We start from the raw sequence: 13599 nt of genomic DNA, 5'->3' as shown, positions 1-13599 counted from the left end.
CTGCATTAGAAAAAGTAGAACGAGCTTACGCGAAGTTGGATGTAAAATTATAAGATTTACTTAACATAAGTACCATTTAAAATACAAAAAGTGCAGTCAGTTTTCGAGAGGTTTTAAAACTCTTTGAAAATTGACCGCACTTTATATCTAGATTTCTATACTCTGAATAAATTTAAATTACTAGTAAAAATATTATTTTGTAAATCTAATATTATGAAATATTTTTATATAACACATTATATTTTATTTAAAACTACTCAATACAGAGTAAACCTTATTAATTATTAGTCTTAACTCATCACTCTTAACACAAGACACCTTAACTCCCCAAAATCGTTCATCAAAGAAACCAACACTCTTACTTGCTTTTATATCAGAAAGCAATAACCTATCCTCAATATAATCTAAGTCATAACTTCTGTTCTTATTAAAAACAACTATCATTTTAGACAAACCACTAGAACTATTTATTACAAAAGGATAAAACCCTTTGTTTACATACTCCATGTAGTCTATCTCCCATAAATATGGGTTTACCACTTCGCTCTGTTTAACTAGATTCAATTTTTCTAAAAAAAAATCTTCATTATCTATAAACTCTTGATAATCAATTTTATTGTCTTTTATTAATTCCTCAATAGCATATATATACCCAAATCCCTTTGACATTAAATTAATCATTAAATCCCTATCATCCAAATAAAATAACTGATCATTTATATTGGAAAAAATTTCCAATTCAGGATTAAAGTAATCAATAAGATAGCTTGCTTTATTAGAAGCTAATTGGGGTGGATAAATGTTCATATCAATACATAAGTTAACTGCAAAATAATCTGTATCTAAAATATTATCTATTTGAATAGCAAAGCTATTAAAATTCCCTTTGCTATCATATATCCCTGGATTTCCGATAATCATTTTTTCTTAGCTAGTTATAGATTTATGCCCTAATATTATTCGTACATTTAAGTGTCAATCTAAAAATAATGTAATAACAATACTATCATAGTATCATATGAAAAGCTTCCATTAGTAAATTACCATTATGTTCTATAACTCAGAGGTTATGAAAAAACTTATAGAAGTTTCATCATAATTAGTGATCCCAAATTTCTTTAAGTCATTATCATTTAATGAATAAACTCCCAATACATCAGGATCATCTGAATCAATAGATATAAATTCTTTTATCTGATTTGCTCCTATTTTTATTTCTATTCTTAAAAGGATTTCATCAGTAACATTACTATATATTTCAATATATCTTCTAACTTTTTGCATCATATTATCTCTATACTATGGTTCTATCTTCCTTTTAGGTTCTGCAGGTTTAATCTGCTCCCCGGTTTTATAATCAAAAGCACCTAAATGCTTTCCTCTCCTATCATATTTTTCTAATTCTCCATGCAGAGAGTCCCATTCATATATTTTCCCATCTGGATCTTTCCATCTTGCTCTTAATTTTCCCCCGCCTTGAACTGGTGTCTTAGGTTTAGCTGGTTTTAATCCTGAAATACCTGTTATATCTACTAATTTAGGATTTGGATGGTATTTTTGATTTAATAGCACTCCATCTTTCCAATCCCCAACCTGACTTTCACCTCCGACTAGAACATGACTATCTTTATCATTATTTAGTATTTGATTTCCGCCTGTATTTGTTGGCAAATTATAATCTGCTGGATACTCAATACCTCCTGTATGATTAACAAAGATTCTTGGATCAACTATAGGTTTACCACCATATGTTGTTGTCACTAAACTTGGATCGACTGGCATATATCCGCCATCTGCATTTGGAACCCAAACCTTATCCCCGAAAAGCTCTTTATTATTAACAAATCCACCATCTGTCAAGATTTGCTCATTTATATAAGAAACCTGTTCCTTTGTTAATTTGGACATAGCCTCAGGATCTTTCATCGCAGCAGCCACAATAGCAACTTCTTTTTCATTAGGTGATAAACCTATACCAATTGAGACACCCGCTATCCCTGAAAGAGCTTGCAAGCAAGTTCTTGAACAAACAAGTGTAAAACCCTCTGCAGCTAAAGCAGCAAAATTATTATTCTCCACCGCATTCTTCGCCGTCTTAGCCGCAATAATCGCTCCATCAGAGCTATCTGATAAACTACCACCAGCAATACCTGCTGCTACTTGACTTAAAGAAGATACCGTACGTTTTTCTTCTTCGCTCAGCTTTTCAGGTGATTTATTATAAAGTGTTGACGCTAAGAAATGAGCAGCCACCTCTCCGCCCGCTGCACCTGCCGCACCCGCAGCAACATTACGGTTGCCAGCATAAGCCTCTACCGCGCCCCAAAGTGCATGAGCAGTCAAATTGAGAGCCGTATTCACATTGCCTTTTGCATCTGTTGTCGCTTTCTTAATTTGATTATTCACCGCAGGTGATAATCCTGAAGCCACCACTTCCGCTGCCGGTCTGCCGGCTAAAGCGGTGCTGATAACATTTAATGCCGAATCAATGATAAGGCGTTGATTTCCACCCGTTTCCCATTCTTTGGCTTCGCGACTCGCTGTCTCAAAATTATCTCGTGCTTGTTTGACTAAAGCTTGGTTCGTTTCGTTGTTGTTTTCTGCCTTGGCTTTTTCTGCTTCTTCTAACGCAATTGCGGCTTCATGACGTTTCGCTTTCGCTTCTTCGCCAAATTTATTAGCAAGCAAACTCCCTGCTTCCACGACATTCTGTCCAAATTTCTCTGTTACCTCACGTTGGAAATCCAGTTCTTTTTGAACATCATCTTTATTAAAACGATTCTCTAATTTACCACTTTGACTTGGTGCACTCTCTGTAGTGATATCGGTTTTTATCGCAGCAATTTCTTCTTGCACCGTTTTGCCTGTACGTTTTAATTGCTCTGCTTCATCTTTAATAATGATATTTTGTGTATTAATACCACTTTTTGTTGTGCTAGATTGACTATCGGAATCTTTACCATAGCCCATGCCATAAGAAAATTGAAGAGATTCCTTGCCTTCAGCTAATTTCTTGGTGTTCTCTTTTCCATCTACTCCTTTAGAATTAACAGTTGTGTTGCCATTTTTATCGGTATAAAGCAGATTACCATCTTTATCCGTGGCTTGTTTTGTACTTTGAGCTGCACCATTCTCTCCAAATGGTGTTTCAAAGTTAGCTGACACACTACCACTTACACCAAAACTGCTGCCACTATAATTTGAGCGATTTTCAATATCTGGATGAGTAAGGCTGCCGGTACTAAAATGGTTTTTGCCATCTGCTTCTACTTTTTGTGTAGAGGTAATCAATGCACCTTTAAGATCAGTATGCTTATTAACATTAATATCATAGCCTTCATCTCCAGCATAAATTCCAGCTTGTTCATTAATGCTGGCGTGGTCGGCATTGATTTTCGATTTATTGAAACTACCTCCAACGGATGCGCCATATCCCACCGTCACACTACCAGTCACGTTCATTTGTTTGCCTTTGTACGTGGCGGTGTCTTGTAAGCTTTCGATGTTGAGGTTTTGGGCATTGACTTCTACACGTTTGCCTTTTACTTGGCTACCAATAATATTGGCATCACCACCTGCATGAATCACGGTTTTACTTTGACTATCACCTACGTGGCTTGCAACATAAGTAGTTTCATCACCATTGCCGTAACCTTTTCCGTAATTACCGCCTAAAGTAGCCCCAGCAACCGCACCATTACTCACTTTAATGGCTACCCCTGCATTAAAACCACTCGATTTATTCGTGCTACGTTCTTGGTGGTTTTGTTCTGTGGCTTTAATATTGACTTGGTTATCTGCAATCAATGTTGTGCCTTGTTTGCCTGAGATATCCGAACCTTTAATATTAATGTCAGAATTCTTTCCTGCACCCGTTGCCACAATATTCACCTTGCCGCCTGCATTAACTTGAGATTTGGCTGCGGTTTTTCCTTCAGTATGCGTACGTGATTCGCTCTTTTGTTGGCCGTAAGTGATTTGTGCCCCTACTACGGAATCCATATTTCTATTTTTCATCGCCTCTTGTCTGGCTCGATAGGCATCCATCGCCGAGTTCGTCGCCGCCATGGCGTTGACTCGGTCATTTTTGCTTTGACCGACGCGCTCAACGGATTTCATCGTCCCTTGCACGTCTTGTAAAGCAGACAGTATCGGAGAAGTAACGGCAAGGGTTACCCCTTTTTGCTCAAAGGTTTGTTTGGTGTGTAAATGCTTGAGTCTTCAGCTAAGTCATAATTGTGCCTGTGGCAGCAGATCTTGCCTTTAGAAAAGTGCGGTCAATATTCAAGAGATTTTAAAATTCACCGAAAATTGACCGCACTTTTAAGCACCTTTGTTAATTACAGCCAAGGCTTAGCATCAGGTTTGCTATGTTTTTTTCGCCATTGAATACATGCAGGTCTATTCCACATTGTTTTTTCTTCACATATTGGTCCACCTTCTAAATACCAACCTTTTTTCTCTAAACAAAGGTTGACCTCCGGATTATCACTTTCACCGGTAACAAAATCCATACCGCAATCCTTCATATCTTTTTTTCTTCTAGCAAGATATTTAGTTAAAACATCAGGATCTGAGTTCGGAAATAATGCTGTCTCATTATGTAGCTGCCAATGATCATGTGGTGGTGGAGGTTGAAATCCTCCAAAAGAACACCCGCTTAGAATTAATATTAAAAATATAGAAAATAGTACTTTCATTTTATTTCTCCTTCGCTTTATTTAATTCAAAAATAGTTCTTTCATTTCCCATTTTAAGATCTCCCTCAGTTCGATATCCATCAGTAATACATTGTCGTTGTCCTAAGCCATGGCAATTATGTACTGATGAATTGTCACCAAATATATCGCTAATACGTGCAATCCAACCTTTATTGAGATTATTTTCAGATGTCGTTGCAGGGTTTCCTCCCAATAAAATCGGCATACTACCTACTGGGTCACTAGCATGATTCTCAATCCGAATTGAACCATCTGAAGTGGTTCTTTCCTTACCCGTTTGCAATTGACTTAAATAGCCATCCGCTCTTGTTATATCAGCTGCAGGACCCACCATTTTAACAGAGGTGTTTGAAAGCAATTTTTTCTCTCGGTTATCTTCTGTATTTAACGCTTTTAATGCATTACTAACAGTTAATGTTCCACGACTATGAGCACCAACGTATAAATCATCTTTACCATATTGCTTCATGATGTTCATCGCTTGTAAAGTTGAATTATCCATACCTAATAGATTTCCAAAAGAAGTTTCAAACATTTTCTCATAACCCGCCACTAAGAGCTCTGACAAACCATTTTTCGCTTCAGGATGGTGAACAAAATAAACATCTTTATATACCTTTTGATCTATATTGCCTGTTTTATCATCCCTGCCCGCAATATAGTTTTGTACCGCAAATTTTGCGGCGGAATTACGATCATTAAAGATGCCATTAAATGCAACGACATATTTACTCTCTGTTTTCCCTGTTTTTGGATCAGTATAAGTAACTTTTTGTAATTGATTGCGTTCTTGATCTGATAACTCATGTAATAAATAAATATTGCGTCCTTTTTCTAGTTGCTGCTTAAGGTATTTTGTTCTATCTAACCCCTTAGCATCCGCTTCTTCATTTATTTTTTTCAGAATTTCAGGATCCTCTATAGGGTCTCCTTTTGCATCCACTTTATGAGTAAACATCCGATGTTCTGCGATAAACATTGTTCGATAAGCCTCATCCGTAACACCACCAACATTCTTCGCAAACGCTTGAATCGTTGCAAAATCCTGTTCAACTTCCTTCTGAAGTTCCGCATGATCCACTTTTTCAAGTTTGTTTACTTCTTGCTCAGTGGATTTCTTGATTGTCTCAATATTCTGTTTACCCTGTATACTCGCAATATTAAAGTTACCATCACTAATCACAGCATTAGTTGTACTCTGATTATTTTCACTTTGACTGCTATTGCTCGCTAAATTAGCTAGACCAATTTTTGCTGCAGCGTATAAATCTGTGCTATGAACATCATTTGTACCTAAACCAAATTTTACCGGCGATTGATTTGCTTTATTTGGATTTGCCTGCTCAAAGGTTTCATTCGTTCTATCCTTACGATAAGTTCTATTTAAAGCTTTATCCTCATCAGAAGTTTGATCACGATCTACAGAAAAACCGCCCATCAATCCCATCGCAGATGATTTCGCGTTAGAATAATTTTGAATATTTGAATATTCGAAATCTTGGGCTGTCATTTGATTTTTCTCTTTTGGTGCACTTGAAAGAATAGCGCCACCAACAGAAGAAACTTTATTTTTTACATCGATATCATACCCATCATTACCTGCAAAAATTCCTGCCTGTTCATTTACACTCGCATAGTCTGTATTGACTTTCGATTTATTGAAACTACCACCCGCAGCAAAACCGTCGCCTACTGTCACACTACCACTTACATTCATTTGTTTACCATGGTAGCGAGATTTATCTTGCAAACTCTCAATATTCAAGTTTTCAGCATTAAGTTCTACTCGTTTGCCTTTTACTTGACTACCAATAATATTGGCATCACCACCTGCATTAATCACGGTTTTACTTTGGCTATCTCCCACATGGCTTGCAACATAAGTGGTTTCATCACCATTGCCATAGCCTTTTCCGTAATTACCGCCTAAAGTAATCCCAGCAGCCTCACCATTACTCACTTTAATGGCTACCCCTGCATTAAAACCACTCGATTTATTAGTGCTTCGTTCTTGATGGTTTTGTTCTGCTGCTTTGATGTTTACTTGATTATCTGCCATCAAAGTCGTGCCTTGTTTACCAGAAACATCTGAACCTTCAATGCTAATATTAGAATCCTTTCCTGCACCTGTCGCCATAATATTCACTTTGCCGCCAGCATTTACTTGAGATTTTGCTGCGGTATTACCTTCAATATGGGTTCTTGATTCGTTCTTTTGTTGTCCATACGTAATTTGAACACCTACGACAGAATCCATATTGCCACTATCCATAAAATCTTGAATAGATTTACCCGCGTTCATTACACTATCGCCTGCACTGTAAGCATCAAAGCCCGCATTGGCTGCCGCCATGGCGTTTACACGATCGTGCTTACTAGCACCTACTTGTCTAGTTGATTGCACTGTGCTTTGTACTGCTTGAATAGCAGAAATAACAGGAGAAGTAACGGCAAGGGTTACCCCTTTTTGCTCAAATTTTTGTTTGGTATTGGTTTCATATTTGTCATCTGCAGCTTTAATATCGACTTTTTTCGCCAGAATATTCACATCGCCGTCTTTGATTGCACTCACCTTACTAGCGGTCTGAGTATAAGTGTTTTCTGCAATCATCGTAGTATTACCGTTCAAGCTACCTACTTGGCTACCTTGTGCATAAAGCTTAGTCTGATCACTTTCTGTGGTTTGTTTTTGAGAACCAAAGGTTACTCCAATACCACCTCCCAACATGCCTGATTTTTTCTTACTATAATAATCATCAGAATAAACTCGGTTCTCAGCTTCACGAATATCAATATTTTTGGCCTTCACCGTCAAACCATTACCAGCTGCTACATTTGAGCCCTGAATAGTGACATTACCATTATTCGAATGAATATAAATTTTATCTGCATCTAAGGTTGAGCCTTCTGCAATATCATAATCATGATGATGTCGACGCTCTTCAGTCTCTTTGGTTAATAAACCTTTAGATTTTTGCTTATTACGGGTATCTAGATGCTCAATATTACGCCCTTCCTCAATTCGAACATCTCCTTTAGAGGCAACCATTACTTTGCTATTAGCGCTCGTTACCTCAGCTTGACGAAGTATGGTTTCTTTTTGACCAACTAAGCGCACTCCATCCTTACCTTCAATAACAGAGCCTACTTCACTTTCCTTATCTAAGTGATAGTGATGGTTATTGCTAAAATCATAGTGCTCTTTACTACTTTGCTTCTCAGTGGTTACCAACAGCTTGCTTTTCGCATTCACATCAACCGTACCTGTCGATTTTACTTTCGCAGCCTTCGCAGTGATATCGCCATCACTTTGAATAGTTATTTTGCCGTCTTTACCTGTCACTATCACTTCACTTTGACGGTCGACAAACTTATTGCCGGTTTCGGTACGTCCTAATTGGCTTTGTGTTTCTGTTGTGGTGGCACCAAGCTCTACAGATTTTCCACCATAAAGTGACAAGCTATCTGCAGCCACAATCTTGCCACCAAGGTTCACTAATTTTTGCTTAGCATTAAGGTTGACATTATTAGCAAAAACCAGACCTTTGTTCTCTAAATCTTGACCATGTAGGTTCACTAGGTTCGACGCAAGCACCGTCCCTTCATTGGTCATATTGGTTACCGAACCCACAATGCTGTCCCCCGAAATCACAGAGCCTGTAGGGGTAACTTGTGTACGATTAGTAGCCAAATAAATTTTTGGCGTTAATACATTGAGTTTTTTACCACTTGGCAAGGTAATTTCTTGGTTCACCATCCACACTAAATCAGTGGTCAGCTCTGCCATTTGTTCTTTGGTTAAGCCAACACCCGGCACTAAATTAAATTGTTTAGCATAACGTATACCATTGTTCATCAAACCTTGGTATTGCTCTAAATCATTTTGGTAACCTTCAAGATAACGACGTCCAGTTAACTGATTGATTTGCTCATTCACTAAACGCAACTCATAAAAACCATCCCCAAAACGTTTCAGCATATTATTTGGATCATAGTGTAGAGCATTAAACATATAATCCGAACTCAACCATTTTTGCTTATTCGCAAAACGTGGGTCAGTTTCAATCACATAACCTTTTGGTGCATTAGGATTCACATTATAAAGCGAGGATTTATCTAGCGATTGTGTCAGACGATTTAACACCACATCCCCCACATCACCTTTATTAGCCACGCCATTATTAGCAAATTCAGGGGACACATTTTCTTTATAAGCAAATACCCCTAAATCTTTCACACTTTCATTTTGTTTGTAATAAATACTGGTATCACTTTTAGTGGTATCGTAATGATCTATACATCCTACGAACTTAATTTTTTTAGCACACGCTCGCCCTTTATAAAACGCAGTTACACGACCTGCATCCGTTACAATAGTACGACCTTTCAACTCTTTCTGATCTAATTGTCCATCCGCGATTTCAATTACGCCACCAGCAATCACCTTACTGTCTTGGTTATCCACATGTGCATCATTAAAATCAATACCACCCCCACTTAAAATCTTCCCTTCCTGGTATTTTGGTTTAAGTACCATGGTTTCATTCACTGTGCGGGTATAATCATATTGATGCCAGTTATCACTTTCGATTTTGCCGTCTGGTGAAAAAATGTGATAAAGATTTTTTACTTTTTTTTTCAAACCACCAAGGCTACTCTTATCATCTTGTTTAACCTTATAAACCCCAGAGTCTTTACCGTAGATAGTCGAATCATTCCCAATTCGATACTCAAAAACCGGCGTAGACGAAGTATCCACATTTTCTGTTTCAAGGAAAAAGTGTTTATTTTCTACTGTCCCTGTATTAAAAGTGATTGCTTTACTTTTCGCACTATCGTAAAGATTTAATGCTTCAATCACACCGTTGTAGTTGTGAACATACGCTGACTTACCTGTAGCCTGGTTGTTCTCATCCAACGCTTTACCCACATAAATCTTACCCATACTTAAAAGGGTACTTTCATTGCGGTTTAAAACTTTATCCACACCCACATCTAAACGCTCACGCGCCGCAATCACAGCAGATTTATTCCCTTCCTCAAGGTTATTTAAACTATCCCCCTGTAAAGCCACATGGTCACCATAAATACGACCGGCACCTAAGTTATTGATGGTTAATGCTTTTGCCACAGTCAATGCACCATCAATTAAGCCTCGGTTAGTCAACGTATTTGTATTAATGCGTGTTTCATTACCGCTAATTTCAGCATCTTGAGTGTTATCCACATTAGAGGCTTTAACATCCGCTTTATTACCTACACGTAATTGGCTATTATTTTTAAAATCCCCTTCGGTTTTAAAATCTAAATTACCGCCAACTTGGAAGGCATTATTTAACGTTAAACTGTCTTGTAAACGAACCGTTAAATCCCCTTTGGTTTTGATATCACCTTCATTGGCTAACGTCTTCGCTTTTAACTCAATTGATTTACCCGCTTCAATCTCACCTTGTTTGTTATCCATAGTTTGAGCAACATCTAGTTGGGTATGCTCATCACTGTAGACACCCCCTTGTTGGTTAGAAAGATTTTCAGCGGTAATAGCCACTTGAGCACCACGGATACCTTGTTCCGTTTTGCTGCCAGCTTTCGTCCCTTGGTTATCTACATGTTTCGCTTTAATCGTCACCTTCTCTGTTGCAACAATTAAAGAGCCTTTATCAGATTGCTTGCGGTTATCCACGTTGTTCGCGTTAAGCTGAACTTGTTTACCTGCAATCACACCCTGTTTGTTATCAATGTTTTGAGCATTAAGTTGTGCCTGAGCTTTAGCATAAACGGTGCCACGGTTCTCAATATTCTTTTTCGCATTGAGTTGAGCATTTTCGCTACCACCAATAAAGCCTTCATTGACAACCTTACCTTGGCTATCGATTTTTACGCTTCCAGCAGATGCACCGATATGTCCCGCATTGCGTACACCAAGGCCTTGGCCGTTATCCACTAAATGGATTTTCTCCGCATACATCCCACCTAGTTGGCTCACATCCACACTGTAGCTTTGATTTTCGCCTTGGGTATCAGAAGTGCGGTCAGTGTTGTCGGTATTTTTATCGCCCACGTAAACAACCGAATCATTGGTGCGGTCAACGTTGTTTTTACCTGTGGTGACTTTAATGCCTTTTTTCGACCAAAACCCACCTTTGATTTCCGCTTTATCAGCGATAATATCGGTGTAATCAGATAGACTGTTATCCATCCCTTTTGGGCCAACAGTTACCTTACCGCCTTTTACGCGATAACCTTTCAACTCGCCATTTTCTACTTCTGCTTTACCGGTTGTCAGCGTTGTACGCCCAGCATTAATCACACCACAGCCATCACATTGAATACCAATTGGGTTGGCAATCACCACATCTGCTTTCTTGCCTGCGACTTCCACATAACCTTTTAAACGGCTTGGGTTGGCAGAGTTTACCTCGTTAAGAATGACTTTCGCTTCACCGCGAGCAAGATTCGGGTTACCTTGTACCCAGCCCGCTATTTGCGTTTGTACCGCTTTACGGGCATTGTTTAATACAGCACCTTTCTCTGCTACATCAAATTGTGAATACTGGTTACGTGATACCCCACCTGCACTTGGTGTTTGAATATTTACTTGCGGTAAACCATTCGCTGTTTGAAGTACTGTGGGCTGTTGATTACCTGGCGCTGATTTATCTGCACGAATGGCCATATCTTCTGCATGAACAGATGGAACCAAAAAGACAAAGCCTAATGCTAACATTAAGCTGAAATGAATGGAGTTGAGGGAGAAGGAAAGTGCGGTTGAAAATAATCCTGTTTTTTCTTGTTCTGAGCTCATATTTTCACTTTGTGCTTTACCTTGAGATTTTGCTAGCTCAGATACCACGACAAGCTGATTTAATACGCGGCTAAAAATCACTTTATAATGACGTTTATTCATTTTTTAATTTCCTTTAAATTTTAAATTCTGTTTGGTTTTAATCAATTTATTCATCATAAAAGCGTGAGCATTAAAAACGGTAGCTCACATTAAATCCGGTTGTCACATGACTGGTTCTAAATCCTTCCGGTTTTTTAATTGGAACACCTACGAAATAATCATAGTTAATGCCCCATAGTTTGCCACGAAGTCCAATTGCGCCGCCCATTAGGCTGTCACCGATTTGAAGCTCTTCTTGGCTAGAGTGCACTTTACCTCGGTCAATCCCTAAATAAAGCTCATGTCCCTTATTGGCGATATTCCAACCTAGCTCATTTCGCCATAACCAACCTTTTTCACCGGAAAGTGATAGCTCGCCATCAAACCCTCGCACGGTATAACGGCCACCAATACTAAATTTATCTTGTTGTGTTAAAGGTGTGCCGTTCCATTGCCCATTCCAGCTGGTGTTAAAGCGGAAAGGTTGATTGCCGATAGTGAAAGGATAGGTAAAATCAACGCCTGCAGTAAAAATCTGCATGCGGGAAGTGCCTTCACCAAACTCTTCTTCCGGAGCTGGTAGGGATTTATTCCCACCCGTACCACGTTTATAGTTCGCAAACAGTTGTAATACGGTTTCACCAATGTATTGGGTGTGATTTAAGCCTACTTCCCAACCTGCTGTTCGACGACGTTGCACTTCAATTTCGGTGTCGTTGATGTAGTTATGGGATTTTTTCGTCCATAACGCAGCATTCACATAGGTTTTATGAAGACTTCCACGAGACAATAAGCGACTTAAGTTCGCTTTCATTTGTTGGCTTTCACCTGAATAGGTGTAAGACTCAAACGCGCCAGCCACCGTTTGGTGATAAGAATATTTTGAACCGGAAAGGGTTAAGAGATAGTTCTTCCAAGGAATAGAATAATAGAGACTAATATTTTTACTGCCATAATTGCCTTCCGCATCATCGCTATCACGTTTAAAGCTACGTGTACCACTGATATAGAACATATCATTAAGCGTGAATACATTATCCCAAGAAAACGTGGCTGAACCTTGTAAACGCCCAGTTGCTTTTGAGGCAGAATCATCTAATCCCAAGGTTAAATGAAAAGGTAAGCTTTGCTTATAAGCAATCACCACGTCGGTTTCGCCTACTGCATCCGTTGGTACCAGCTCCATATTCGCATCAGCACTCGGTACACGTTTTAAGTTTTCTAAACCTTGTTCAATATTACGAATATTTAATATATCCCCCTGCGCCATTGGCATGGCAAACCATAAGGTACCACGAGTAGCAAATGGAATTGCACTTTGGTCTTGTAATTGAATACGGCCTACTTTACCTGGAATCACGGTGAGTACAAGCATGCCTGAACGTAAATCCTGCGGCTCTACCACCACGCGCGTGGTGACATAACCCAAATCAATTAAACGATTTTGAATACGGCGAAGTAATACGTTAATCCCCTCAGAGCCAATACAAGCAGGTAGCGCAAAATCACGCTCAGCATAAGCAGACTTTAATGCCCAAGAAAATTGGCTTGGTTGGATTAATTTAAGGGAAGAGGCTGATGGATTTTCTTCTTCAACTTGATAATCGGTCAGCACCAATTGATTGATAGGAAAACATTGTGCTTCATTCTGCGGAAAGCTACGAGAGGCTTCTTTTTCCCCCTCTAAACGCACATTTGCGGATTGCGTTTGCTGCGCTAAAATCGCTGCATCTTGTTCCGCTTGTTGCCTCTGTTGTTTGGCATCGATTTGTTTTTCTAAATTGGCATTGGGTGAGATTGGCGCTGAAAAACCAAAAGGTGAAATAAATAATAAACTAGAAATAAAAAAGTGTGAGGATTTTTTCATTGTTACCCTAAAGATAAAGTTATTAATAAATTATGGTTGATAAGATATCAAAATCTATTTAAAAAGACCATAAAGTTTATATCGGTAATTTCTGTTATTTTTCATTAGTTTAAATATAAAAAAAT

At 38.6% G+C, this 13599-nt stretch carries 6 protein-coding genes and 1 pseudogene; all 7 read right to left on the bottom strand.

Annotated elements, in window-relative coordinates:
- Positions 1–243 precede the first annotated feature (243 nt).
- The 7 genes and pseudogenes from KP710_RS00560 to KP710_RS00530 all read right to left on the bottom strand — a co-directional run bounded on the left by KP710_RS00560 (position 244) and on the right by KP710_RS00530 (position 13474).
- Positions 244–921 carry a hypothetical protein gene (locus KP710_RS00560; protein WP_215768196.1) on the bottom strand — a complete coding sequence of 226 codons (678 nt, stop codon included), beginning with the start codon at positions 919–921 and terminating at the stop codon, positions 244–246.
- Positions 922–1053: 132 nt separating this feature from the next.
- Positions 1054–1287, bottom strand: coding sequence for a DUF7683 domain-containing protein (locus KP710_RS00555; RefSeq protein WP_046952952.1), 234 nt, complete (start codon positions 1285–1287; stop codon positions 1054–1056).
- Between the two features lie 12 nt (positions 1288–1299).
- A complete protein-coding gene (locus KP710_RS09555) occupies positions 1300–1908 on the bottom strand; it encodes a colicin E3/pyocin S6 family cytotoxin (protein WP_502793464.1) in 609 nt (202 codons plus the stop codon).
- Positions 1909–2067: 159 nt separating this feature from the next.
- Positions 2068–4206: pseudogene (locus tag KP710_RS00545) on the bottom strand (hemagglutinin repeat-containing protein); the annotation flags it as partial.
- Between the two features lie 134 nt (positions 4207–4340).
- Positions 4341–4700 (bottom strand): hypothetical protein, encoded by a 360-nt coding sequence (locus tag KP710_RS00540; protein ID WP_140449769.1) that lies wholly within the window; start codon positions 4698–4700, stop codon positions 4341–4343.
- Between the two features lies 1 nt (position 4701).
- Positions 4702–11628, bottom strand: coding sequence for a two-partner secretion domain-containing protein (locus tag KP710_RS00535; RefSeq protein ID WP_215770839.1), 6927 nt, complete (start codon positions 11626–11628; stop codon positions 4702–4704).
- A gap of 70 nt (positions 11629–11698) precedes the next feature.
- Complete coding sequence (locus tag KP710_RS00530) at positions 11699–13474, bottom strand: ShlB/FhaC/HecB family hemolysin secretion/activation protein (protein ID WP_215770838.1); 1776 nt, start codon at positions 13472–13474, stop codon at positions 11699–11701.
- Between the last annotated feature and the right edge of the window lie 125 nt (positions 13475–13599).

Source organism: Haemophilus sp. SZY H35 (assembly GCF_018829705.1).
Lineage (GTDB): Bacteria > Pseudomonadota > Gammaproteobacteria > Enterobacterales > Pasteurellaceae > Haemophilus > Haemophilus haemolyticus_K.
Note: the sequence above shows the minus strand (reverse complement) of the source record. Positions and strands in the feature narration are given on the sequence as shown.

Excerpts from the sequence above, each read along its gene's own strand:
- KP710_RS09555 (WP_502793464.1), bottom strand. The coding sequence starts at position 1,908 with ATGTCCAAATTAACAAAGGAACAGGTTTCTTATATAAATGAGCAAATC.
- KP710_RS00560 (WP_215768196.1), bottom strand. The coding sequence starts at position 921 with ATGATTATCGGAAATCCAGGGATATATGATAGCAAAGGGAATTTTAAT.
- KP710_RS00535 (WP_215770839.1), bottom strand. The coding sequence starts at position 11,628 with ATGAATAAACGTCATTATAAAGTGATTTTTAGCCGCGTATTAAATCAG.
- KP710_RS00555 (WP_046952952.1), bottom strand. The coding sequence starts at position 1,287 with ATGATGCAAAAAGTTAGAAGATATATTGAAATATATAGTAATGTTACT.
- KP710_RS00530 (WP_215770838.1), bottom strand. The coding sequence starts at position 13,474 with ATGAAAAAATCCTCACACTTTTTTATTTCTAGTTTATTATTTATTTCA.
- KP710_RS00540 (WP_140449769.1), bottom strand. The coding sequence starts at position 4,700 with ATGAAAGTACTATTTTCTATATTTTTAATATTAATTCTAAGCGGGTGT.